The organism is Mycolicibacter nonchromogenicus, assembly GCF_002101775.1.
In the GTDB taxonomy this organism is placed as follows: domain Bacteria; phylum Actinomycetota; class Actinomycetes; order Mycobacteriales; family Mycobacteriaceae; genus Mycobacterium; species Mycobacterium nonchromogenicum.
The window spans coordinates 22,206-44,185 of sequence record NZ_LQPI01000053.1 but is presented as its reverse complement, the minus strand read 5'-3'; the positions used below and the strand labels follow the sequence as shown (position 1 = coordinate 44,185).

Below are 21,980 nucleotides of genomic sequence, written 5' to 3'. Positions count from 1 at the left end.
GTCCCGCCGTCGCGGCGACCGCGCCCCATTCGACTGTGCGCACGCTCGGATTTCTGCGGCGGCTCGACCCCCGTCAGCGGCGTAGCCGCACGAATCCCGACGGGACGATGTCGCTCGTCGATCACCTGCGGGAGCTACGCACCCGGTTGCTGATCTCCATGGCAGCGATCGTGCTCACCACGATCGTCGGTTTCATCTGGTACACCCAGCCGCTCTTCGGGCTGGACAGCCTCGGCGAGTGGCTGCGTCATCCCTACTGCGAGCTGCCGGCCTCGTCGCGGGCGGAGATCGCTCACGACGGGCAGTGCCGGTTGCTGGCGACCGCGCCGTTCGACCAGTTCATGCTGCGACTCAAGGTGGGACTGGCCGCCGGAATCGTGCTGGCCTGCCCGGTCTGGTTCTACCAACTGTGGGCGTTCATCACCCCGGGCCTGTACCGCAAGGAGCGGCGCTTCGCGGTGGCGTTCGTCGTCTCGGCGGCCATGCTGTTCGTCACCGGCGCCATCCTGGCCTACCTGGTGCTGTCCAAGGCGCTCGGATTCCTGCTGACCGTCGGCAGCGACGTCCAGGTGACCGCTCTATCGGGCGATCGCTATTTCGGGTTCCTACTCAATTTGCTGGTGGTTTTCGGGATCAGCTTCGAGTTCCCGCTGCTGATCGTGATGCTCAACATGGTCGGCGTGATCAGCTACGAGCGGCTCAAGGAGTGGCGCCGCGGGCTGATCTTCGCGATGTTCGTGTTCGCCGCGTTCTTCACCCCGGGCTCGGACCCGTTCTCGATGATCGTGCTGGGCTGCACGCTGAGCCTGCTGCAGGAGTTCGCCATCCAGATCGCCCGGTTGCACGACAAGCGCAAAGCCAAGCGGGAGTCGGCCACCGCGCTGTCCGACGACCAAGCCTCGCCCCTCGAGGCGCCCACCCCGGTCACCGCGCCGCATGAGTAGTCCGCCGGAGACGCCCGGACAGACCGAGCTGAGTCGCTTCATCGCCGAATTGCCGTTCGGACTGGACGGTTTCCAGCGTCGGGCCTGCGAGGCCCTGCAGGACGGCCGGGGTGTGCTGGTGTGTGCTCCCACCGGCGCGGGCAAGACCGTCGTCGGCGAGTTCGCGGTGCACCTCGCCCTGGCCGGTGGCGGGAAGTGCTTCTACACCACGCCGATCAAGGCGCTGAGCAACCAGAAGCACACCGACCTGGTGGCCCGGAACGGCAAAGATCGGGTGGGCCTTCTGACCGGTGACCTGTCGATCAACTCGAATGCACCGGTGGTGGTGATGACCACCGAGGTGCTGCGCAACATGCTGTACGCGAATTCTTCAGCACTGCATGGTCTTTCCCACGTCGTCATGGACGAGGTGCACTTCCTGGCGGACCGGATGCGCGGCGCGGTGTGGGAGGAGGTCATCCTGCACCTGCCCGAAGAGGTGCGGCTGGTCAGCCTCTCGGCGACGGTCAGCAACGCCGAGGAATTCGGCGGCTGGATCCAAACGGTGCGCGGCGACACCGCTGTCGTGGTCGACGAACATCGCCCGGTACCGCTGTGGCAGCACATGATGGTCGGTCGGCGGCTCTTCGATCTGTTTGAGACCCGGCCGGATTCGGGTGCCGGCGCCGCGGGGGGCCGGCCGCGGGTGGACCCGCAGCTGCTGCGCCACATCGCCCATCGCCGCGAAGCCGACCGGCTCACCGATTGGGGCAGCGACCGGCGCCCGCGGCGCGGTGGCACCGGCCGCACAGATCGGCCGACCTATCGCCCGCCGATGCGCCCGGACGTGATCGCGGTCCTGGAGTCCGCGGGTCTGCTGCCGGCGATCACCTTCGTGTTCTCCCGGGCCGGCTGCGACGCTGCGGTCAAGCAGTGCCTGCGCTCGCCCCTGCGGCTGACCACCGAATCCGAACGGGCCCGCATCGCCGAGGTGATCGACCACCGCTGCGGCGATCTGGCCGACGACGACCTGGACGTGCTGGGCTACTACGAATGGCGCGAGGGGCTGTTGCGGGGCTTGGCCGGCCACCACGCCGGGCTGCTGCCGGTGTTTCGCCACACCGTCGAGGAACTGTTCGCCGCGGGCTTGGTCAAAGCCGTGTTCGCCACCGAAACGCTGGCGCTCGGGATCAACATGCCGGCCCGCACCGTGGTGCTCGAGAGGCTGGTGAAGTTCAACGGTGAGCAGCACGCCGCGCTCACACCGGGGGAGTACACCCAGCTGACCGGCCGGGCCGGCCGGCGCGGCATCGACATCGAAGGCCACGCGGTGGTGCTGTGGCACCCGGGGGAGAGCACCGCCGACCCCGACCAGGTAGCCGGACTGGCATCCACGCGCACGTTCCCGCTGCGCAGCTCCTTCGCGCCGTCCTACAACATGACGATCAACCTGGTGCAGCACATGGGACCCGAGCAGGCCCACCAGCTGCTGGAGCAGTCGTTCGCGCAATACCAGGCCGACCGCTCTGTGGTCGGACTGGTGCGCAGCGCCGAGCGCGGTGAACGCACCCTCGACGAGATCGCCGCCGAGTTCGGTGGGCGCGACTCGGCAGTGCTCGACTACGCCCGGTTGCGGGCGAAGATCTCCGAACGTGAACGCGCCCAGGCGCGGGCCTCGCGGCTGCAACGCCGTCGCGCCGCCAGTGACGCACTGGCGGCGCTGCGCCGCGGCGACATCATCAACCTCAGCCATGGCCGTCGCGGCGGACTGGCGGTGGTGCTGCAGGCCGATCGGGATTCCGATGAACCACGCCCACTGGTGCTCACCGAGCATCGCTGGGCCGGCCGCATCTCCACGGCGGACTATTCGGGTGCCGTCCCGCCGATCGGCACCATGAGCCTGCCCAAGCGGGTGGAGCACCGCCAGCCGCGCGTTCGCCGCGACCTGGCCTCGGCACTGCGCTCCGCGGCTGCAGGCCTGGACGTTCCCAGCGGGCGGCGCCGCCGCGGCGACGCAGATGACGCTCCGGCGGATCCGGAGCTGACCGCGCTGCGCCAGCGCATGCGTGACCATCCCGTCCACGACGCCCCCGATCGCGAAGCCCAGGTGCGCCTCGCCGAGCGCTACCTGCGAGTGGAAGCCGACAATGCGCAGTTGCGCAGGAAAGTCGAGGCGGCCACCAACTCGCTGGCACGCACCTTCGACCGCATCGTCGGCCTGCTGACCGAACGCGGCTTCATCCGGGCCGGCGAAGGCACCGACGCGATCACCCCGGCCGATGGTGATCCCCGCGTCACCGAGGACGGCAGGATGCTGGCTCGGATCTACAGCGAGAGCGACCTTCTGGTTGCCGAGTGCCTGCGCACCGGCGCGTGGGAGGGCCTCAAGCCGCCGGAATTGGCTGCGGTGGTCTCTGCGGTGCTCTACGAGACGCGCGGCACTGACGGCCCCGGTGGCCCGCCGACTTTGCAGGCGCCCACCGAGGCGGTGCGCCGGGCACTGCAGCAGACCCGCAAGCTCTCGTCGGCGTTGCGAGCCGACGAGCGCCGGCACGGCATCAACCCGACCCGGGAACCCGACGACGGGTTTGTCGCCGCGGTCTACCGGTGGGCGCGCAGCGGCGATCTGGCCTCGGCACTGGCGGCTTCCGATGCGGCCGGCGGGGGCACACCGTTGTCGGCGGGCGATTTCGTGCGCTGGTGCCGTCAAGTGCTCGACCTGCTGGATCAGTTGCGCAATGCCGCACCCAGTCCCGAGTTGCGTGCCACAGCAAAACAGGCGATCGACACGGTTTTGCGCGGGGTCGTCGCCGTTGACGCCGGGTAGGCTGGTCCGGGCGCTACGGTGGAGAGCCGGCGGTGATCAGCACCCGCTATGTGAGAGGACTTGAGGAACAACGATGAGCGGACCGCAGGGATACGACCCGACGCAGCCGTGGCAGCCTCAGCAGCCCGGTCAGCCCGAGGACCAGGGCACCGGACAGGGTCCCGTGCCGGGCGCCGAGCAGCAGTGGCAGCCCCCGGCCTACACGCCGCAGCAGTACCCCCAATACCCCCAGCAGGGCGCATATCCTTCGGCGCCGCAGCAATACCCCGGTTACCCGCAGCCCGAGCAGTACGGTCAGCCGTCGCCGTACGGCCAGCCGGGTCAGTACGGCCAGCCCGGTCAGTACGGCCAGCCCGGTCAGTACGGCCAGCCGGGTCAGTACGGCCAGCCGGGTCAGTACGGCCAGCCCGGTCAGTACGGGCAGCCGTCGCCGTACGGTCAGCCGGCCCAGTACCCCGGTCCGGGCACCGAGACCAAGCGCCCGTCGAGTCTGGTCAGCTCTGTGCTCGCCGGCACCGTGGGCATCATCGTCCTGGCGGTGCTGGTGCTGGGCTTCTGGAAGCCCGGTTTCTTCGTGACCACCAAGCTCGACATCGACAAGGCGCAGGAAGGCGTGCAGCAGATCCTGGCCGACCAGACCAACGGCTACGGCGCCAAGAATGTCAAGGACGTCCGCTGCAACAACGGGCAGAGCCCGGTGGTCAAGCAGGGCGACACCTTCAACTGCGAGGTCAGCATCGACGGGACCAAGCGTCAGGTGACCGTCACCTTCCAGGACAACTCGGGCACCTACGAGGTCGGCCGGCCCAAGTAGTCCGTTCAGGCCAGCTAGTCAGGCAGCGTGTCGAGCGCCCGCTGCAGCCGAGTAATCGGGGACGCGACACCGAGTCGCCCGGCCAGCTCGGCGACGCGGGCCGGGTCGGCGGCCACCCGGGGCAGGGTGTCCGACGGCGTCGACAGGGCGACCGGGGCATCGGTGGCCACCCGCACCACCCGCTCGGCGGCCTCGATGTAGTCCTGCCCGGCCAGCAGCTTGGCCCGAACTCCTTTGGCCATCGGCGATCCCGGGTCGGCGGCGGCGGCCAGCACCGCCGCCAGCGAGCCGTACTGGGTCAGCAGACCCGCCGCCGTCTTTTCCCCGATCCCGGCCACCCCCGGCAGCCCGTCGGAGGGATCACCGCGCAACAACGCCATTTCGGCGTAGGCAGCGCCGGCCCGCTCGGCCGGCAGCCGGTAACGCTGCGCCACCTCGTCCGGGCCGAACAGTGTCGCTTTGGCCAGACCCTGCCCCAGATAGAGCACCGACACGGCGACGGGCTCATCGGCGACCACCTGCAGCAGGTCGCGGTCGCCGCTGACGACGATCACCGGATCGCGGCGTTCGGCGGCGGCCAAGGTGCCCAGTACGTCATCGGCCTCGAAGTCGGGCGCCCCGCCGGTGGTGATGCCGAACGCGTCGAGCAGCTCGGCGATCATCTCCACCTGAGGGCTCAGCTCGTCGGGCACCTCTTCGACGTCGGAATCGTCGGGCACCTCCTCGGCCACGCGGTGGGCCTTGTAGGAGGGGATGAGGTCCACTCGCCACTGGGGCCGCCAGTCCAGGTCCAGGCAGACCACCAGCCGTCCGGGACGCTGGCGGGTGATCAGCGTGGCCACCGAGTCGAAGAAGCCCCGCACCGCATTGACCGGCCGGCCGTCGGGTGCGGTGATCGAGGACGGTACCCCGAAGTAGGAGCGGAACCACATGCTGGCACCGTCGAGAAGCAACACCGGAGCAGTCATGGGTGCCAGCCTATTTGCCGCCCGATAGCCTGATGTGCGTGACTTCCCGGTTCGAAAGCAGTGTCTATGCCCACCGACTGACCGCCGCGGCCGATGCCGCCGGGAACGCCGGCCTGGCCGGCCTGGTGATCACCCCCGGGTACGACCTGCGCTACCTGATCGGATCGCGTGCCCAGACTTTCGAGCGGCTCACCGCGCTGGTGCTGCCGGCCTCGGGCACACCCACCATGGTGGTGCCGCGACTGGAGTTGGCGGCGCTGCGCGAATCCGCGGTGGCCGATCTGGGGGTGGCGGTGCGGGACTGGGTAGACGGCGAGGATCCCTATCGCATGGTGGGTGAGGCGCTGGGGACAGCCTCGGCGGCGGTCGCGGTCACCGACTCGATGCCGGCACTGCATCTGTTGCCACTGGCCGATGTGCTCGGCACGACGCCCGTTTTGGCAACTGGCGTCCTTCGTGATCTGCGAATGATCAAGGACCCCAGCGAGATCGACGCGCTGCGCAGGGCCGGCGCGGCGATCGACCGGGTGCACGCCCGGGTGCCGGAGTTCCTGGTTCCGGGCCGCACCGAGGCCGACGTCGCCGCCGACATCACCGCGGCGATCGTGGCCGAAGGGCATACGGAGGCGGCCTTCGTCATCGTGGGTTCGGGCCCGCACGGCGCCGACCCGCACCACGAATGCTCCGAGCGGGTGCTGCAGGCCGGTGACATCGTGGTCGTCGACATCGGCGGGCCGGTGGAGCCGGGCTACAACTCCGACTCGACTCGAACGTACAGCCTGGGGGAGCCGAATCCCGATGTTGTGCAACATTATTCGGTGTTACATGAGGCGCAGCGTGTCGCGGTGGCCAGTGTTCGCCCGGGGGTGACGGCACAGCAGGTCGACGCGGCGGCTCGCGACGTGCTGGCCGAGGCCGGCCTGGCCGACTACTTCGTGCACCGCACCGGGCACGGCATCGGCCTGTCGGTGCACGAGGAGCCTTACATCGTTGCCGGCAATGACGAGCCGCTGCGGGCCGGGATGGCGTTCTCGGTCGAGCCCGGCATCTACTTTCCCGGCAAGTGGGGCGCCCGCATCGAAGACATCGTGATCGTCACCGCCGACGGCGCGGAATCACTGAACAGCCGGCCGCACGACCTGGTGGTGGTGCCGGTGACGGAGTCGGCTGACTAGCGGTTGCCGCGGTCGAGCAGGTCGGCAGAACCCAGCACCCGCTCCACCTGGACTTCGATCACCACGCGCTGCGGGTTCACCCGCGGTGTGCGGTAGCGCTGGGCGTAGCGCAGCTCGGCGTCGCGCACCGCTGCGGGGGCGTCGTTGACGGTGGCGCTTCCCTCCAGCGAGAGCCAGCGCGCCCCGTCGACTTGACTCAGGACGGCGACTCCGGCCCGCTCGGCGTTGACTGCCTTCTGCGACCCGCCGGTGGTGATCACTCGCGCGATGTGAGTCTTCGGGTCGAAGGTGAAACCGACCGCGACCACATGCGGAGAACCGTCCGCGCGCAAGGTGGTCAGCATCGCCAGGTGGCGTTCGGTGAGAAACGCCAGCGCGTCACTGGTGAGTCGGGTCGTCGCGTTCGCCATCACCGCACACGCTAGCGCAGGCGATAATCTCAGCCGTGAACGACACGGTGGACGGCCCGGTGGTGATTTTCGGCGGGCGAAGTGAGATCGGCGTCGAACTGGCGCGACAGCTCGCCCCGGGGGCGACGGTCGTGTTGGCGGCGCGATCCGCCGATCGGCTCGCCGCCGAAGTGGCCGCGGTGCGCGACGCGGGGGCGGTCGCGGTACACGTGAAAGAGTTCGATGCCGACGACCTGACCGGCCACGGCCCCCTGGTGGCGGCGTTGATCGCCGAGCACGGACCGATCGGCACCGCCGTGCTGGCCTTCGGGGTCTTGGGTGATCAGGCCCGCGCGGAGTCCGATGCTGCCCATGCGGTGGCGGTCGTGCACACCGACTACGTCGCCCAGATCAGTCTGCTCACCCACCTGGCCGCGGCGATGCGCACCGCCGGCCGGGGCCGCATGGTGGTGTTCTCCTCGGTGGCGGGGGTGCGGGTGCGGCGAGCCAACTACGTCTATGGGTCGGCCAAAGCCGGCCTGGAGGGCTTCGCCAGCGGTCTCGCCGACGCCCTGCACGGCACCGGTGTGCACCTGTTGATCGTCCGCCCGGGATTCGTCATCGGCCGGATGACCACCGGAATGGACCCCGCCCCGTTGGCGAGCACCCCGCAGCAGGTGGCGCTCGCGGCGGACCGGGCGCTGCGCAGGGGCCGCCGCACCGTATGGGTGCCGTGGGCGCTGCGCCCGATGTTCGCCGTGCTGAGGATGTTGCCGCAATCGGTGTGGCGGCGGATGCCGCGTTAACAAAGTGGTCCCCCGCGCCGGGGTTCGAACCGGCAACTACGTAGAATGTGTCGTGACCCGACCTACCCGGCTCGTGGGAATTAACGAAGAGTTTCGACAGAGATCTCTGACGTAGTCCCGCCTGACAGGACTAGTGTGTAATTCCATGGACGATCGTAAAAAGGACCCGTCGGTCGTGCTGCCATACCTGGTCGGCAGGCCGCTTCCCGCAACCGAGGTGTACGAAGCCTTCGGCTATCGCAAGTCCGCCTACTACAAGGCGGCCCACGAAGGTCGTCTGATCACCGCGGACAACCTGATCCGGGTTGCCACGCACTTCGGCCTGAACGCGGTTGATCTGCTGGTGCGCTACGGACTGATCACTATGGATGCCGTAGCGGACTTCGTGGATGCCGAGCAGCCCAAAGCCGAGCTGCCCAAGCTCGCCGACCTGCATCCCATCGCGAACCGCCCGCCGCTGTAGGGGTGCGCGCGTTTCACACCACCCGCGCTGTCGGGGCTGCGGGCAGGTAGGTTCGCGGGCATGGCCCCGACTTTCGCCCAGATCGCCAAGTCCGACTATGTGCTGCTGACCACGTTCACCAAGGACGGGCGGCCCAAGCCGACGCCGGTGTGGACCGCACCGGACGGCGACCGACTGCTGGTGATCACCCAGGAGTCATCCTGGAAGGTCAAGCGAATCCGCAACACCCCGCGGGTGACCGTAGCCATCTGCGACATGCGCGGACGGCCGAAGAGCGAGGCCATCGAGGCCGTCGCCACCGTCTTGGACAAGTCGCATAATGCTGCTGTCTACGCGGCGATCAACAAGCGCTACAAACTGATCGGCCCGGTATTCACCTTCTTCAGCAGGTTGCGGGGCGGTATGCACACCAACGTCGGGTTGGCCTTGACCCCGGCCGATCCGGCGTGATGAGCGCGTCACATATAATTTACTGTGCTCATTGAAATAGGCATTGTGGGATCTGCCCCCTCACCTCTAGGAGCCGTCGTGGCCACTGTCACTTCCGACCAGATCCTGGGCGACATCGTCACCGCCGACCCGTCGTCCACCCGTGTCCTGAGCCGGTTCGGGATCGACTTCTGTTGCCACGGTCAGCGCACCCTGGGCGCGGCGTGCGCCGCCGACGGAGTCGATGTCGACGAGGTGCTGGCCGCGCTCAACGCCACCGCACCCGGTGCGCCGGCGGACTGGGCCGGCTACGACGACACCTCGCTGATCGCCCACATTGTCAGTACCCACCACCGGTTCCTGTGGGACGAGTTCCCGCGCCTGGCCGAGCTGGTGGACAAGGTCGCACGCGTGCACGGTCCCAAGCACGGCGAACTGCTCCGGGTCCGCGAGGTCTTTCATCAGCTCCGCGACGGCATGGAACCGCACCTGCGTACCGAAGAGACCCTGTTGTTCCCTCAGATCAGCCTGCATGCGGGGCGCCCCGAGCGCGGACTGCCCGACGAGGTGCGCACCGAACTGGCGGAGAACCAGCAGGAGCACGACAATGCCGGTCGCCTGCTGGCCGAACTGCGCGAACTCACCGACGGCTACACCGTGCCGGTGGACGCCTGCGCCAGCTACACCGCCATGCTGGCGGGCCTGGCCGACCTGGAGTCCGACATCCATCTGCACGTGCACAAAGAGAACAACGTGCTGTTCCCGCGGGTGCTCGCAGCGGCCGGAAGTCCGGCCTGAGCCCTCAGGCCTGGGCGTGCAGATGCTCGCCGAAGAACCCGAAGACGCGTTCCCAGGCGTCGGCGGTCGCGGCCTCGTCGTAGCCGAAGCCGGCGATGCGGATCAGGGGCTGCGCCGGCAGTTCGTTGGCGAAGCTGTGGCCGGCTCCCGGATACAGCTTGATGTCGTGCGCAATGTTCTTGTCCTCGACCACGCGCCGTAGCCGATCGGCGGCACCGCGACCGAGCGGATCGCGGGCTCCGAAGCTGGCCACGATCGGGCAGGCGCCGTCGAGGGTCTGCTCCAGGTGGCGGGGAAGTGGCACGCCGTAGAACGGCGCGGAGGCCCCGAAACCTCTGGGCGCCAAAATCAGTGCGAACTGGCCACCCATGCAGAAGCCGGCGATACCGACCGCACCCGAGCATTCGGGCATCCCCAGCAGATGGTCGCGGGCGGCCAGGATGTCGTCGAGGGCACGGCCGCGCTGGGTGAGCAGCTCCCGAAACACTCTGGTGATACAGCGCGCCCTCCCGCCTCGCGAGTACAGGTTCGGCGACAGCGCGAGGTAACCGGCGCCCGCGACGCGTTCGGAGATGGCCTGCATGTCCCTGCCGTAGCCGATCGCGTCGTGGATCACCACCACACCGGGCCACGGTCCAGACCCCGCCGGGGTGTCCAGCAGCGCATCGATGGGGCCGGCGGGCGTCTCGATCTGGATCGTCGTCATCGCACCAGTATTGCCCTCCCCACGTGTCCCCGCGGTTGGCTGGAACCACATCCGGGGCACAAACGTTGGAGTGGCATGGTGAGTGGTGTGCTGCGGATCTTCGGTCTCTACGCCCTGGTCGAGCTGGCGGCGGTTGCCGCGTTGATCTGGGCGTTCGGCTTCGGTTGGACGACGTTGCTGCTGCTGGGCATCTTCGCGGCCGGACTGGTGCTGGCAAGCGGACAGATCAGGCACCAGATCCGCCGCCTGCGCAAGCCCGCCGATCCGGGTGTTCTCGCCGACAGCGGGCTGGTCACGGCCGGAGCCGTGCTCGTCCTCGTTCCGGGGCCGGTGACGTCGCTGGCGGGTCTGCTGCTGCTGGCGCCCCCGACTCGGGCCGCCGCCCGCCCGCTGCTGGCGACGGTGGCGGCCACCGCGCTGGGCAGGCATGCCCCGCTGGTGGCGGCGGCCACGGTCGGTCGGCAGTGGTACAGCACCCGCCGCGCGACGGGCCGGACAGCCGACTACATCGACGCGGAATTCGTCGACGTCACCGACACCGGGCAGCGCGCCCTTCCGGTCGCCTGACCGGCAGCCTGTAGCAACCCGTACTTTTTACGTCGTGACCGATGTGACCGCCAGGCCTGCCACTTTGCTGCTCGGTGGGCGAATCCACAGCCCGACCCATCCCGATGCCACTGCGATGGCGGTCCGCGACGGGGTGGTGGCCTGGCTGGGCAGCGACGACGTCGGCCGTGAGCAGTTCCCGCAGGCCGAGGTGATCGAACTCGACGGCGCGCTGGTGACACCGGCATTCGTGGACAGCCACGTCCACATCACCGAGACGGGACTCTGCCGCATCGGCTTGGACCTTCGGCCGGCGACGTCGGCACAGCACTGCCTGCAACTGCTCGCCGACTACGCCGCCGCCCATCCCGGCGAACCGATCCGCGGACACGGCTGGGACGAATCCGGCTGGCCCGAAGGCCGTGCCCCGGACACCGCAGCCATTGATGCGGTGGTCGGCGATCGACCCGCATACCTGTCTCGCGCCGACGTCCACTCCGCGCTGGCCTCGACCGCATTGCGCAACCTGGTGCCGGAACTGCCCACCGGGATCGACGCGGCCACCCCACTGACGGGCGATGCCCATCACAGGGTCCGTGCAGCCGCAGGCACGCTGCTCACCGCCGGGCAGCGCGCGGAGGCCCGGGCGGCCGCGCTGGACGCAGCGGCCGCGGCCGGGATCGTCGCGCTTCACGAATGCGCGGGCCCGGACATCGGCGGTCTCGATGACTGGCGCGAATTGCGGGCCCTGGGCGAAGGCGGCCACGGCGTCGAGGTCATCGGCTACTGGGGCGAAGCGGTCACCAGCGCCGCCCGGGCACGCGAACTGATCGCCGACACCGGTGCGCGCGGACTCGGCGGCGACCTGTTCGTCGACGGGGCGCTGGGGTCGCACACCGCGTGGCTGCACGAGCCCTACGCCGATGCACCCGGTTGTACCGGGGTGAGCCACCTGGATCTCGACGCGGTCACCGCCCACCTGTTGGCCTGCACCGAGGCCGAGGTGACCGCCGGATTCCATGTGATCGGCGACGCCGCGGTCGCCACGGTGGTCGCGGCGCTGGAACGGGTGGTGGAGAAGTTCGGAGTGCCCGCGGTGGCGCGCTGCGGGCACCGGCTGGAACACCTGGAGATGGTCACCGCCGAGCAGGCCGCCAAGCTGGGTGCCTGGGGCGTGATCGCCAGCATGCAGCCGGTGTTCGACGCACTGTGGGGCGGCGAGGACGGCATGTACGCCCAGCGCCTGGGCGCGAAACGAGCCGCCGGGCTGAACCCGTTCGCGCTGTTAGCATCCCAAGGCGTGCCCCTCGCGTTCGGTTCTGACAGCCCGGTGGCCGCCTTGGATCCGTGGGCCGCCGTGCGCGCCGCCGCGCACCACCGCACGCCCGGCAGCGCGGTGTCGACGCGGGCGGCGTTCGCCGCATCCACGCGCGGCGGCTGGCGAGCCGCCGGAATCAACGATGGCCTCACCGGGACCCTGGTGGCCGGCGCACCCGCGTCCTACGCGGTCTGGGAGACCGGCGATCTCGCCGTCCAGGCGCCTCGCGACTCCGTGCAGCGGTGGTCGACCGATCCGCGCGCCCGGGTGCCGGCGTTGCCGGTGCTCGAGTCCGGCGTCAGTCCCCAATGCCGACGCACTGTGCACCGTGGTGTGGTCCTGCATGGTTGAGCCCACCGACGAACCGGCAGCTGAAATCGCCACCGACGACCCGGCCGGTGACGGGGCTGCCGACCCTGCTGACGTACCGGCGGACCCTGCTGACGTACCGGCCGACTCGACCGATGACGCACCCGCCGAAGCGGCTGCCGACACCGTCACCGTCACCGACGCCGGCCCGCCCCGACCGAACCGGCTGGAGCGGCTGGGCATCGCCACGGCGGATCGCTGGGCGCAGCTGGCCGCATCGGTGGTGGCGGGCATGCTGTTGCGGTCCAGCTTCCCCCCACTTAACTGGTGGTGGGCGGCGATTGTCGCCTTCGGGCTGCTGAGTTGGGTGCTCATTCGCCGCGAGACCACCGTTGCCGGAGGATTCGGGTATGGCCTGCTGTGCGGCCTGGCGTTCTATGTGCCGCTGCTGCCGTGGGTGGGCGGTCTGGTCGGCGCGCTGCCCTGGCTGATCCTGGCGCTGATGTGTGCACTGTTTCCCGCGCTGTTCGGGGCGGCGGCGGTGACGGTGCGGTCCCTGGCCGGCTGGCCGATCTGGTTTGCGCTGCTGTGGGCGGCCCAGGAATGGGCGAAGTCGATCTTCCCCTTCGGCGGGTTCCCTTGGGGCGCAGTGGGATACGGACAGACCGCAGGACCGCTGCTGCCACTGGTCGCGCTCGGTGGTGTTCCGTTGCTGTCGACCGGGGTGGTGCTGATCGGTTGCGCCGGAGCCGCCCTGTCGATCGAGATCGTGCGGTGGCTGCGGAATCCACCGCCACCCGGCGCGAGCGACCGCCCGCCGGCGGTGCTGGTGCCCGGACTGTGTATCTGCCTGGTGATGCTGACCGCCGTCGTGGTGTGGCCGGGGGTCCGCCGCTCCGGGGTGGGCGCCGGCGACGACCCGTCGATCACCGTGGCCGCCGTACAGGGCAATGTGCCGCGACTGGGACTCGACTTCAACGCCCAGCGCCGCGAGGTGCTGGACTACCACGTCCGTGAAACCTTGCGGTTGGCAGAGGATGTCACGACCGGGCGTGCCCCGAAGCCACTGTTCGTGATCTGGCCGGAGAACGCCTCGGACATCGATCCGTTGACGAACATCGATGCCGCGCAGCAGATCACCGTCGCCGCCCAAGCGGTCGACGCCCCGATCCTGGTGGGCACGGTGCGTACGGCGCCCGGCTGGAGCCGCGACAATCCGGTCGCGTCGAATTCGGTGCTGGTGTGGGATCCGCGCACCGGGCCGGGGGAGAGCCACGACAAGCGGATCGTGCAGCCGTTCGGCGAGTACCTGCCGTGGCGCGGTTTCTTCCGCCACCTGTCCGGCTACGCCGACCGGGCCGGGTATTTCGTTCCCGGCCGCGGCAACGGGGTGGTGCATGTGGCCGGCGTTCCGGTCGGGGTGGCCACCTGCTGGGAGGTGATCTTCGACCGCGCGCCGCGTCAGTCGGTGCTCGCCGGCGCCCAGATCCTGGCGGTACCGACCAACAACGCGACCTTCGACGAGACCATGAGCGACCAGCAGCTGGCGTTTGCCAAGGTGCGCGCAGTCGAGCACGACCGCTACGTCGTCGTGGCCGGAACCACCGGAATCAGTGCGGTGATCGCCCCCGATGGCCGCGAGCTGGCTCGGACCGACTTCTTCGAGCCCGCCTACCTTGACAGCCACGTGCGCCTCAAGACCACGCTGACCACGGCGACGCGGTGGGGGCCGGTACTGCAATGGGTGTTGCTCGGAGCGGCCGTTGCGTCCCTGCTGGTCGCCATACGGCAAAATGGAAACTTCATGCGCGGTCGGATTACGCGACGTCATTTCAAGCGGGGCCGCACCGGCGCCGATGCGGAGAACGGGAGGAGCGGCGCCGATGAGTGAGCGTCCCAGCCTGCACACTCTGGTGGTCATCCCCACCTACAACGAGTTGGAGAACCTGCCGATCATCCTGGACCGGCTACAGCAGGCCCGCCCTGAGGTGCACGTTCTCGTCGTCGACGACGGCAGTCCGGACGGTACCGGGAAGCTGGCCGATGAGCGCGCGGCCGAGGACCCGGAGCGTATTCACGTGATGCACCGGACCTCCAAGGCCGGGTTGGGCGCGGCCTACCTGGCCGGATTCGCCTGGGGGCTGGAGCGCCCCTACGAGGTGATCGTGGAGATGGATGCCGACGGCAGCCACGCTCCCGAGCAGCTCTACCGTTTGCTGGACGCCATCGACGCCGGCGCCGACCTGGCGATCGGCTCGCGTTATGTCGACGGCGGGACGGTGCGAAACTGGCCGGTGCGCCGGCTGGTGCTGTCCAAGACCGCCAACACGTATGCGCGTCTGTTGCTCGGCGTCGGAATCCACGACATCACCGCCGGCTACCGGGCCTACCGCCGCGGTGTGCTGGAGAAGATCGGTCTGGACGCGGTCGAATCGAAGGGCTACTGCTTCCAGGTCGACCTCACCTGGCGGGCGGTGAACAGCGGATTCACCATTAAAGAGGTGCCGATCACGTTCACCGAACGTGAGCTGGGCGTGTCGAAGATGAGCGGCTCGAACATCCGCGAAGCGATGGTCAAGGTCGCGCGGTGGGGGATCGCCGGCCGGGTGAACCGGCTTCGGGGCGCCCGCGGCTAGTCACGGGCGCACCCGCCAGGCCCGGCCGAGGGGCCGCGCCTGGCGTCAGGCAGCGGCGAAGCTCAGCCGCGCCGCTTCGTCTTGATGAGCTCCAGGCGCTCCTTGAGCAGCTCCTCGAGCTCTTCGATCGAGCGACGCTCCAGCAGCATGTCCCAGTGGGTGCGCGGCGGCTTGACCTTCTTCGGCTCGGGCAGATCACCCTCGAGCAGCGTGCCTTCCAGACCGTTTCGGCACATCCAGGTGCCGGGGATCTCCGCGTCGTCGGCGAAGGGCACCTCGAACTCCTCACCGTTCTCGGTGCGGTAGCGCGCCATCCGGCGCGGCGCCAGGTCGTGGTTGCGGTCGGTTTCGTAGCTCACGGCTCCCAGCCGACTGCCCCGCAGAACACGATCAGCCATGACCCACACTCCTTATGCCTATTGGTGAAAAAATTGCCTCGCGATTGACAACGCGAGCGGGCCCTGTGAAGTTCCCGGCGCAGGTGGCGCGACCTCTCATGATACCGGGATCTTCGCGGTCCTCGGACTAAGGTGTGCGACGTGGCTCGCAGTCCCCGCCCCCAGCCGTGCCGATGGTGCGGCCGTGACGTGGGGGATGCCGGGATCGGCCGGCGACGGCAGTACTGCCGGCAGTCCTGCCGGCAGCGCGCCTACGAACAGCGCGCGCTGATCAGCAGCGGAAAGACGACCGCCCTGACGCCCGACTCCGTGGTGCTCTCCGCCGACGAGGCGACCGCCCTGTCCGACCGGGTCTATCAGGTGCGATGCGCGGCCGAGGACATCGCGACCGCCCTGTCCGAAGACGCTCCCCACGACGAGCTGCGACAGCTGTGCGACATCCTGCTGCAGGCCGTCGATGCGGCCGACCGCTGGCGCTGATCGTCAGCTGGCGCAGCTGTACTCTTCGCCGGCGTCGGCCGCGGGGGGCACCGGATGCAGGCAGCCGAAGGTTTCGATGCCCGCCGGACGCAACAGCACCGCCGAGCGGTGGGCGTAGTTCACGCAGATCAGGCCTGTCTGGTCTGCCCGGCAGCGATAGTCGCCGAACGCCAGGGTGGACCCGTCGGGCAGCTGCGCCCCCTCACCGTGCACGAACCGGCCCGGGTCACCGTGCGCGGATCCCACCCGCAGCCTGCTGCCACCGAAGTCGACCCAACCGCCCTTCCACTCGCCGTAGATCTCGGCGGGCTGCGCCGGCGGGTTGGCCAGATCCACCACGCAGGCCAGAGCGCTGTCGGGGGAATCCGAATCGGTGACGCAGGTGGTGGCACGGCGCGGCCCGGCCGCCACCGTAAAGGCGACATCGTCGATGAGGTCGGTGACCTCTCCGTCGCGGGTGACCTTGTGGTACTCGGCGCTATCGACGGGCTGTCCGGCTTCAATCCAGGCGATGACGTCGGCGATCGCCGCGCCGGCCGCCGGGGGAGCCGGCGGCTTCGACGCGGTGGACGTCACCGACGTCGACGGCGCTGCGCTTGAGCTGGCCGGCGGTGCAGACGTGGGCTCGGGCTCACCGACCCTGGCGCCAGAACATCCCGCTACCAACAGCAGTACGGCGATCAGCCCGGTGAGACGCATGCCGTTAGGCTATCGGGCTCTGTCTGTGCGGCGGTCCAGCCGCGCCTCTCCTTCGTCGGGGCTTGCTAACCGCCGGGTTGATTCGGCGGTCCAGCCGCGCCTCTCCTTCGTTCGAGGCTTGCTAACCGCCGGGTTGATTCGGCGGTCCAGCCGCGCCTCTCCTTCGCCTAGGGTCGCTAACCATCGGGTGATTCGCTACCGTTCGGCTCATGCATAACCAGCCTGTGCAGGCCCGGATCACCACCGGCGTGGTGGAGGGCTTCATCCGTGACGGGGTGCGCCGATGGCGATCCATCCCGTATGCCCGCCCGCCGATCGGCCCGTTGCGGTTTCGGGCGCCTCAGCCGGCCGAGCCCTGGTCGGGGGTGCGCCATTGCCACGGATTCGCCAATTGCGCACCGCAGGAACGGTTCTACACCGCCATGGGCCCCGGCCGGTTTCAGCCGACCAGCGAGGACTGCCTGACGCTCAACGTGGTGGCTCCGGAGGACGCCGGGGCGGGCCCGCTGCCGGTCATGGTCTTCATCCACGGTGGCGGCTACATCATGGGCAGTTCGGCCACACCCATCTATGACGGCGCGGCGCTGGCCCGTCGCGGCTGCGTGTACGTGTCGGTCAACTACCGGCTGGGCGCGCTGGGATGCCTGGATCTGTCCTCGCTGTCGACGTCTGAGATCACCTTGGACAGCAACCTTTACCTGCGCGACCTGGTGCTCGCCCTGCGCTGGGTGCAGGAGAACATCGCGACATTCGGCGGCGACCCCGACAATGTCACCATCTTCGGGGAAAGCGCGGGCGCGCACGCCGTGGCCACTCTCTTGGCGGTTCCCGCGGCAGAGGGCCTGTTCGCCCGCGCGATCGCCGAAAGCCCGGCCGCGGGGTTGGTGCGTAACACCGACATCGCCGCCGCATTCGCCGAGCGATTCGCCACGCTGCTCGGCGTGCGCCCCTCCGATGGCGCGCAGGCGTTGCTGCGGGTGACACCGGCCGAACTGCTGGCAGCGCAAAACCGTTTGATCGCCGACGGCAACCGGGACATGCTGGGTGCCTTCCCGATCGGCCCGGTCTGCGGCGACGAGGTGCTTCCGGTGGATCCGGTGGAGGCCATGCGGGAGGGGGCAGCGCACCGGGTTCCGCTGATCGTGGGCAGCAACGCCGACGAGGGACGTCTGTTCACCCGCGTCCTGCGGATGCTGCCGGTCGACGAGCCGACGGTCGAGGCCGTGCTGGCCGGCGTCGAGGCCGACGTGCGTGATCGCATCATCGCCGCCTATCCGGATTACCCGAAGCGGGCGGCCTGCATCCAGCTCGGCGGCGATTTCGCCTTCAACGCCGCGGTGTGGCAGATCGCCGAAGCCCATGGCGCGCACGCCCCCACCTACGTCTACCGCTACGACTACGCGCCCCGGATGCTGCGCTGGTCGGGCATGGGCGCCACGCACGCCACCGAGCTGTTCGCGGTGTTCGACGTGTACCGCACCGGCGGGCTCGGGCGGCTGCTCACCGCCGGCGCGGACCGCCGGACGGCGTTGCACGTCAGCAAGCAGGTGCAGCGGCGCTGGGGAGCCTTCAGCCGGGCGGGGGTACCCGACGACAACTGGCCGGCCTACACCGCCGACCAGCGCGCCGTCATGGTGTTCGACCGCAGGACCCGCCTGGAGTATGACCCGGCCCCCGAACGACGCAAGGCCTGGCAAGGCTTTTCGTTAGCCCGCTAACCCGCCGAAACCTCCCGCGAGGCCCCGCTAGCCCCCGCTAACCCGCCGAAACCTCCCGCGAGCAGACGTGAAGGCCCCCTAAAACTGCCCAAATGGGGGGCCTTCGCGTCTGTTCGCGAGTTGAACGCGCGCGTTGAAGGCGAGTTGAAGGCGAGTTGAATCAGGCCCGCGTCACCCGGGTCCCGCCGGCCAGTTCGTCGTGCTTGCCCTGCTTGGTGGGGCTGCCGCTGATCGTCACGGCGATCACGACGTAGGCCAGGAAGGCCAGCAACGGACCGAGGTAGGGGACCACGGCAAGCAGCGTGAACGAATTGCGCACGGCGGACTGCGAAGCCGTCGGCCTCGACACCCCGTCGGGTCCGTGCACCGCCAGGCCCAGCAGCCGCTTGCCCGGGGTGGCCCCCTGCGCCACCTCGAACAGCACGAAGTAGCCGAAGGTCAGCGCCCCGGAGAACAAACCAGTCACCAGGAACGGGTAATCGTCGGAGAACACGAACAACGACAGGAAGAACGCCACGATGCCGACCAGCACGCCGTCGAGCACGCGTGCCCAAAAGCGCCTGCCCAGCCCGCCGGGCTTCTGTCGCCCTCCGGGTTGCGGTCCCCAGCCCTGCGGCGGCGGATAGCCGCCGGGCTGGCCATAACCCGGGCCGTAGCCAGGACCGTTGGGGCCGAAATCGCCGGTTGTCATCAGATTCGCTCCTGACCACGTTGGATGTTCGCCAATGTACCGTGACAAACAGAGCCGGAAGCGGTTTCTGCGGAGGGCGAAACGGCGGACCGATGTACCAGATCTTGGTGGCGCTCATCGTTTCGTCGCACCTTGCATTCGTCGGCTATGTCGTGGTCGGCGGCTTTCTCGCGCTGCGCTGGCCCCGCACTCTCTGGCTGCATGGGGCGGCGGCGATCTGGGCGGTATTGATCGTTGCCGGGCATCTGGACTGCCCGCTGACCTGGCTGGAACGACGGGCACGTGCCGCCGCCGGAATGGCCGCGCTCCCGCCGGACGGATTCATCGCCCACTATCTGACCGGTGTGCTCTACCCACCCGCGTGGAGCACCGCCATAGAGGTCGCGGTGCTGGTGGCGGTCCTCGGGTCCTGGGCGCTGTGTGCGCGAGAAGCGCTGCGGCGCCGCCGATACTGTGAACGTATGCGGGCGCTGATCATCGTCGATGTGCAGAACGACTTCTGCGCCGGCGGGGCGATCCCGGTCACCGGCGCGGTGGGCGTCGCACAACAGATCAGCCGCTACCTGGAAAGCCCGGCCGCCACGACCCGGTACGCGCACGTGGTGGCCACCCAGGACTGGCACATCGACCCCGGCGCGCACTTCTCCGAGTGGCCACCGCACTGCGTCGCGGAAAGCCCCGGTGCGCAGTTTCATCCGGCACTGAACACCGACCGGATCGAAACGGTCTTCAAGAAGGGCGCTTACAGCGCCGGATACAGCGGCTTCGAGGGGGTCGACGACCACGGCACAGCCCTGGCCGACTGGCTGCGGCAACGCCGAGTGAGCGACGTCGACGTGGTCGGTGTCGCGACCGAGCACTGCGTGTCCGCCACCGCCAAAGACGCTGTGCGCGAGGGCTTCTGCGCCACCGTATTGTCGCCTTTGACCGCGGGTGTGTCGGCCGACTCGACAGCCGCGGCGCTGGAGGCGATGCGCAGCGCCGGTGTCACGGTGATCGAGACGATCCGATGAGCGATGCCAAGCTCCGCGGGGCTCCGAGCACGGTGATCCGGTATTCCCAGGACGCTGTTGCGGCGCGCCCGCGGCGATAAACTCACTACGTGCCGAGCTTTCGCATTGCCGAAGTCGCCGAGCTCCTCGGGGTCAGCGACGACACCGTTCGGCGGTGGATCGACTCCGGTCGCCTGACCCTGACGTCGGGCAGTGGCCCCCGCACCGTCGACGGTGCCGAACTGGCCCGGTTCGCCCAAGAGCGCGCTGCGGTCGAACCGGTCTCGCGCAACCCGGTGGTGGGCCAGTCGGCGCGCAATCGGATGGTCGGGCTGGTCACCAAGGTCACCCGCGACACGGTGATGGCACAGGTCGAGGTCCAAGCCGGTCCGTTCCGGCTGGTGTCGCTGGTCAGCAGGGAGGCCGCCGACGAGCTGCAACTGCAGCCCGGCAGCCTGGTCGTCGCGTCGGTCAAGGCCACCAACGTCGCCCTGGAACTGCCGCGACGAGCCGGTGCGGCCGGCCACACCGACTCGACCGTCGAATTCGGCTGACTCAGACCAGCATCACCAACGATGCTGTCGCCGCGGCCAGGAACAACGCCGGAAACGCGATGTTGGACAGCACCCCGGCGCGCACATGCGTGGCGATCGCCCCGAGGAAGAAGGCCACCAGTCCGGCGGCGGCCGCGACACCGATAAGCGGGACTCCCGCCAACCCGATGAGCAGCCCCAGGCCGCCGGCCAGTTTCAGCCCGCCCAGCAGGGGCAGCCAGGACCGCGGCACACCGACCCGCGCGGAATTGGCCAGGACGAACTGCGCCGGAACGAAGTCGGCGATGGCGATAGCGATGGTGATGGCCGCGGTGATCGCGACCGTGACCAGGTAGACGGTCGGTACGCTCATGGTGTTGCTCTTTCCTGTCGTCGATGGATATGGCTCCACCCCTGTGACGGCTCCCGATCGGGAAAGGTGACCCATGGGCAACACCGACGTCTTGGCGCAACGGTTCGAAGACAACCGCCGGCATCTGCATTCGGTGGCGTTTCATCTGCTCGGCTCGTCGGCAGACGCCGACGATGCCGTCCAATCTGCATGGCTGAAGGCCAGCAGCGCCGACTTCGAGGCGGTGGACAACCTGCCCGGATGGCTCACCACCATCACCGCACGCATCGCCATAGACCAGCTGCGGGCACGCTCGCGTCGCGGCGAACAGTCACTGTCGGATGCACCCGAGCCAGACAGCACCCCCGCCTTGGCTGCACCGGCCGCCGACGAACAGGTGCTGCGCTCCGAAGCGGTCAGTCGTGCGCTGCTGGTGGTGCTGGACCGGCTGTCACCTGCCCAGCGGGTCGCCTTCGTGCTGCACGACGTGTTCGACGTGCCGTTCGAGCAGATCGGCACAGTACTGGACCGCTCGCCGGACGCCGCCAAGAAACTGGCCAGCCGCGCTCGAGCCCGGCTTCAGGCTGGGCCGGCCGAGCAGCCGCGACGCCGCACTGAGCATCTGGAGATTGTCAACGCGTTCCTGGCCGCCTCGCGCGGCGGCGACATCCCCGCATTGCTGACCTTGTTGGCGCCCGACGTGGTGCGGCGGGTGGACCGCGTGTTGGTACCTGCCGGGGTGCCCACCGAGATGCGTGGTGCCGCCGACGTCGCCACCGAGACCCGGCACTTCACCCGGCGCGCACGAGCCGGCGCCGTCCTGCTCATCGACGGCGCACCGGGCATCGCGATCGCCCCCGCCGGCCGCCTGCTGGCCCTGCTGCGCATCGGAATCGGCGGCGACGGGCGCATCCACACCATCGATATCGCGGGTGATAGCGAGCGGCTGCGCACCGCAGTCCTGCAACTGCCCGAGCTCTGATTCGCCGCAACAGCACCGCACAGCCGTT

24 protein-coding genes and 1 pseudogene are annotated in these 21,980 nt (G+C 69.2%); 18 read left to right on the top strand and 7 right to left on the bottom strand.

The window, feature by feature from the left end; translation table 11 throughout:
- Nucleotides 1-35: 35 nt before the first annotated feature.
- From tatC to AWC18_RS14765, 3 genes are all read left to right on the top strand, one after another.
- Nucleotides 36-944, top strand: a complete 909-nt coding sequence (gene tatC, locus AWC18_RS14775; protein ID WP_085139217.1) for a twin-arginine translocase subunit TatC — start codon at nt 36-38, stop codon at nt 942-944.
- A complete protein-coding gene (locus tag AWC18_RS14770) occupies nt 937-3,750 on the top strand; it encodes a DEAD/DEAH box helicase (protein WP_085139216.1) in 2,814 nt (937 codons plus the stop codon). Before tatC ends, AWC18_RS14770 begins: the two co-directional genes overlap by 8 nt.
- Nucleotides 3,751-3,823: 73 nt before the next feature.
- Complete coding sequence (locus AWC18_RS14765; protein ID WP_085139215.1) at nt 3,824-4,564, top strand: DUF4333 domain-containing protein; 741 nt, start codon at nt 3,824-3,826, stop codon at nt 4,562-4,564.
- Nucleotides 4,565-4,578: 14 nt separating this feature from the next.
- Here the strand turns inward: AWC18_RS14765 and AWC18_RS14760 are convergent, their stop codons facing one another.
- Nucleotides 4,579-5,532 (bottom strand): 5'-3' exonuclease, encoded by a 954-nt coding sequence (locus AWC18_RS14760; protein WP_085139214.1) that lies wholly within the window; start codon nt 5,530-5,532, stop codon nt 4,579-4,581.
- Nucleotides 5,533-5,564: 32 nt separating this feature from the next.
- On the opposite strand from AWC18_RS14760, the gene AWC18_RS14755 reads away from it, so the two are divergent.
- Nucleotides 5,565-6,707 carry a M24 family metallopeptidase gene (locus AWC18_RS14755; RefSeq protein ID WP_085139213.1) on the top strand — a complete coding sequence of 381 codons (1,143 nt, stop codon included), beginning with the start codon at nt 5,565-5,567 and terminating at the stop codon, nt 6,705-6,707.
- On the opposite strand, the gene AWC18_RS14750 is transcribed toward AWC18_RS14755, so the two are convergent.
- Nucleotides 6,704-7,117 carry a F420-dependent biliverdin reductase gene (locus tag AWC18_RS14750; protein WP_064996149.1) on the bottom strand — a complete coding sequence of 138 codons (414 nt, stop codon included), beginning with the start codon at nt 7,115-7,117 and terminating at the stop codon, nt 6,704-6,706. The two genes, AWC18_RS14755 and AWC18_RS14750, sit on opposite strands and share 4 nt — an antisense overlap.
- A 35-nt stretch (nt 7,118-7,152) precedes the next feature.
- On the opposite strand from AWC18_RS14750, the gene AWC18_RS14745 reads away from it, so the two are divergent.
- From AWC18_RS14745 to ric, 4 genes are all read left to right on the top strand, one after another.
- Nucleotides 7,153-7,902 (top strand): SDR family NAD(P)-dependent oxidoreductase, encoded by a 750-nt coding sequence (locus AWC18_RS14745; RefSeq protein WP_085139212.1) that lies wholly within the window; start codon nt 7,153-7,155, stop codon nt 7,900-7,902.
- A 145-nt stretch (nt 7,903-8,047) separates the two neighbouring features.
- A complete protein-coding gene (locus AWC18_RS14740; protein ID WP_064996147.1) occupies nt 8,048-8,365 on the top strand; it encodes a hypothetical protein in 318 nt (105 codons plus the stop codon).
- Between the two features lie 60 nt (nt 8,366-8,425).
- The gene (locus tag AWC18_RS14735; protein WP_085139211.1) at nt 8,426-8,815 is read left to right on the top strand and encodes a PPOX class F420-dependent oxidoreductase; all 390 of its coding nucleotides are present in this window, start codon (nt 8,426-8,428) and stop codon (nt 8,813-8,815) included.
- 78 nt (nt 8,816-8,893) lie between these two features.
- The gene (ric, locus tag AWC18_RS14730) at nt 8,894-9,592 is read left to right on the top strand and encodes an iron-sulfur cluster repair di-iron protein (RefSeq protein ID WP_085139210.1); all 699 of its coding nucleotides are present in this window, start codon (nt 8,894-8,896) and stop codon (nt 9,590-9,592) included.
- Between the two features lie 4 nt (nt 9,593-9,596).
- On the opposite strand, the gene AWC18_RS14725 is transcribed toward ric, so the two are convergent.
- Nucleotides 9,597-10,298: a dienelactone hydrolase family protein gene (locus tag AWC18_RS14725; RefSeq protein ID WP_085139209.1), complete on the bottom strand. Its 702-nt coding sequence runs from the start codon at nt 10,296-10,298 to the stop codon at nt 9,597-9,599.
- Nucleotides 10,299-10,373: 75 nt separating this feature from the next.
- Here AWC18_RS14725 and AWC18_RS14720 point away from each other — a divergent pair, with 75 nt between their 5' ends.
- From AWC18_RS14720 to AWC18_RS14705, 4 genes are all read left to right on the top strand, one after another.
- Nucleotides 10,374-10,865, top strand: a complete 492-nt coding sequence (locus AWC18_RS14720) for an FxsA family protein (RefSeq protein WP_085139208.1) — start codon at nt 10,374-10,376, stop codon at nt 10,863-10,865.
- Nucleotides 10,866-10,980: 115 nt separating this feature from the next.
- A complete protein-coding gene (locus tag AWC18_RS14715) occupies nt 10,981-12,513 on the top strand; it encodes an amidohydrolase (RefSeq protein WP_085139263.1) in 1,533 nt (510 codons plus the stop codon).
- Nucleotides 12,506-14,362, top strand: a complete 1,857-nt coding sequence (gene lnt, locus AWC18_RS14710) for an apolipoprotein N-acyltransferase (protein WP_085139207.1) — start codon at nt 12,506-12,508, stop codon at nt 14,360-14,362. Before AWC18_RS14715 ends, lnt begins: the two co-directional genes overlap by 8 nt.
- Nucleotides 14,355-15,107: a polyprenol monophosphomannose synthase gene (locus AWC18_RS14705; RefSeq protein WP_208858372.1), complete on the top strand. Its 753-nt coding sequence runs from the start codon at nt 14,355-14,357 to the stop codon at nt 15,105-15,107. The genes lnt and AWC18_RS14705 overlap by 8 nt, the downstream gene beginning before the upstream one ends.
- A gap of 62 nt (nt 15,108-15,169) precedes the next feature.
- On the opposite strand, the gene AWC18_RS14700 is transcribed toward AWC18_RS14705, so the two are convergent.
- Nucleotides 15,170-15,505, bottom strand: a complete 336-nt coding sequence (locus AWC18_RS14700; protein ID WP_064996141.1) for an RNA polymerase-binding protein RbpA — start codon at nt 15,503-15,505, stop codon at nt 15,170-15,172.
- Nucleotides 15,506-15,646: 141 nt separating this feature from the next.
- On the opposite strand from AWC18_RS14700, the gene AWC18_RS14695 reads away from it, so the two are divergent.
- Nucleotides 15,647-15,985 carry a hypothetical protein gene (locus tag AWC18_RS14695; protein WP_085139262.1) on the top strand — a complete coding sequence of 113 codons (339 nt, stop codon included), beginning with the start codon at nt 15,647-15,649 and terminating at the stop codon, nt 15,983-15,985.
- A 3-nt stretch (nt 15,986-15,988) separates the two neighbouring features.
- Here AWC18_RS14695 and AWC18_RS14690 read toward each other — a convergent pair whose 3' ends face one another.
- Nucleotides 15,989-16,684 (bottom strand): hypothetical protein, encoded by a 696-nt coding sequence (locus AWC18_RS14690; RefSeq protein WP_085139205.1) that lies wholly within the window; start codon nt 16,682-16,684, stop codon nt 15,989-15,991.
- Nucleotides 16,685-16,893: 209 nt separating this feature from the next.
- Between AWC18_RS14690 and AWC18_RS14685 the strand changes: the two genes are divergently transcribed.
- The gene (locus tag AWC18_RS14685; RefSeq protein ID WP_085139204.1) at nt 16,894-18,402 is read left to right on the top strand and encodes a carboxylesterase/lipase family protein; all 1,509 of its coding nucleotides are present in this window, start codon (nt 16,894-16,896) and stop codon (nt 18,400-18,402) included.
- 160 nt (nt 18,403-18,562) lie between these two features.
- Here AWC18_RS14685 and AWC18_RS14680 read toward each other — a convergent pair whose 3' ends face one another.
- On the bottom strand, nt 18,563-19,093 hold the full coding sequence (locus tag AWC18_RS14680) for an RDD family protein (protein ID WP_085139203.1): 531 nt from the start codon (nt 19,091-19,093) through the stop codon (nt 18,563-18,565).
- Between the two features lie 92 nt (nt 19,094-19,185).
- Here AWC18_RS14680 and AWC18_RS22045 point away from each other — a divergent pair.
- From AWC18_RS22045 to AWC18_RS14670, 3 genes and pseudogenes are all read left to right on the top strand, one after another.
- Nucleotides 19,186-19,500, top strand: a pseudogene (locus AWC18_RS22045) (DUF2784 family protein); the annotation flags it as partial.
- A gap of 54 nt (nt 19,501-19,554) precedes the next feature.
- Nucleotides 19,555-20,106 carry an isochorismatase family protein gene (locus AWC18_RS22040; RefSeq protein WP_165758011.1) on the top strand — a complete coding sequence of 184 codons (552 nt, stop codon included), beginning with the start codon at nt 19,555-19,557 and terminating at the stop codon, nt 20,104-20,106.
- A gap of 89 nt (nt 20,107-20,195) precedes the next feature.
- Nucleotides 20,196-20,639, top strand: a complete 444-nt coding sequence (locus tag AWC18_RS14670; RefSeq protein WP_085139201.1) for a TOBE domain-containing protein — start codon at nt 20,196-20,198, stop codon at nt 20,637-20,639.
- A 1-nt stretch (nt 20,640) separates the two neighbouring features.
- On the opposite strand, the gene AWC18_RS14665 is transcribed toward AWC18_RS14670, so the two are convergent.
- Complete coding sequence (locus AWC18_RS14665) at nt 20,641-20,991, bottom strand: DoxX family protein (RefSeq protein ID WP_085139200.1); 351 nt, start codon at nt 20,989-20,991, stop codon at nt 20,641-20,643.
- A 73-nt stretch (nt 20,992-21,064) separates the two neighbouring features.
- Here AWC18_RS14665 and AWC18_RS14660 point away from each other — a divergent pair, with 73 nt between their 5' ends.
- Nucleotides 21,065-21,952 (top strand): sigma-70 family RNA polymerase sigma factor, encoded by an 888-nt coding sequence (locus AWC18_RS14660; protein ID WP_085139199.1) that lies wholly within the window; start codon nt 21,065-21,067, stop codon nt 21,950-21,952.
- Nucleotides 21,953-21,980 lie beyond the last annotated feature (28 nt).

Excerpts from the sequence above, each read along its gene's own strand:
- AWC18_RS14770 (WP_085139216.1), top strand. The coding sequence starts at position 937 with ATGAGTAGTCCGCCGGAGACGCCCGGACAGACCGAGCTGAGTCGCTTC.
- AWC18_RS14765 (WP_085139215.1), top strand. The coding sequence starts at position 3,824 with ATGAGCGGACCGCAGGGATACGACCCGACGCAGCCGTGGCAGCCTCAG.
- AWC18_RS14760 (WP_085139214.1), bottom strand. The coding sequence starts at position 5,532 with ATGACTGCTCCGGTGTTGCTTCTCGACGGTGCCAGCATGTGGTTCCGC.
- AWC18_RS14755 (WP_085139213.1), top strand. The coding sequence starts at position 5,565 with ATGTGCGTGACTTCCCGGTTCGAAAGCAGTGTCTATGCCCACCGACTG.
- AWC18_RS14750 (WP_064996149.1), bottom strand. The coding sequence starts at position 7,117 with ATGGCGAACGCGACGACCCGACTCACCAGTGACGCGCTGGCGTTTCTC.
- AWC18_RS14740 (WP_064996147.1), top strand. The coding sequence starts at position 8,048 with ATGGACGATCGTAAAAAGGACCCGTCGGTCGTGCTGCCATACCTGGTC.
- AWC18_RS14735 (WP_085139211.1), top strand. The coding sequence starts at position 8,426 with ATGGCCCCGACTTTCGCCCAGATCGCCAAGTCCGACTATGTGCTGCTG.
- AWC18_RS14725 (WP_085139209.1), bottom strand. The coding sequence starts at position 10,298 with ATGACGACGATCCAGATCGAGACGCCCGCCGGCCCCATCGATGCGCTG.
- AWC18_RS14720 (WP_085139208.1), top strand. The coding sequence starts at position 10,374 with ATGGTGAGTGGTGTGCTGCGGATCTTCGGTCTCTACGCCCTGGTCGAG.
- AWC18_RS14715 (WP_085139263.1), top strand. The coding sequence starts at position 10,981 with ATGGCGGTCCGCGACGGGGTGGTGGCCTGGCTGGGCAGCGACGACGTC.
- lnt (WP_085139207.1), top strand. The coding sequence starts at position 12,506 with ATGGTTGAGCCCACCGACGAACCGGCAGCTGAAATCGCCACCGACGAC.
- AWC18_RS14705 (WP_208858372.1), top strand. The coding sequence starts at position 14,355 with ATGAGTGAGCGTCCCAGCCTGCACACTCTGGTGGTCATCCCCACCTAC.
- AWC18_RS14700 (WP_064996141.1), bottom strand. The coding sequence starts at position 15,505 with ATGGCTGATCGTGTTCTGCGGGGCAGTCGGCTGGGAGCCGTGAGCTAC.
- AWC18_RS14690 (WP_085139205.1), bottom strand. The coding sequence starts at position 16,684 with ATGCGTCTCACCGGGCTGATCGCCGTACTGCTGTTGGTAGCGGGATGT.
- AWC18_RS14685 (WP_085139204.1), top strand. The coding sequence starts at position 16,894 with ATGCATAACCAGCCTGTGCAGGCCCGGATCACCACCGGCGTGGTGGAG.
- AWC18_RS14680 (WP_085139203.1), bottom strand. The coding sequence starts at position 19,093 with ATGACAACCGGCGATTTCGGCCCCAACGGTCCTGGCTACGGCCCGGGT.
- AWC18_RS22040 (WP_165758011.1), top strand. The coding sequence starts at position 19,555 with ATGCGGGCGCTGATCATCGTCGATGTGCAGAACGACTTCTGCGCCGGC.
- AWC18_RS14665 (WP_085139200.1), bottom strand. The coding sequence starts at position 20,991 with ATGAGCGTACCGACCGTCTACCTGGTCACGGTCGCGATCACCGCGGCC.
- AWC18_RS14660 (WP_085139199.1), top strand. The coding sequence starts at position 21,065 with ATGGGCAACACCGACGTCTTGGCGCAACGGTTCGAAGACAACCGCCGG.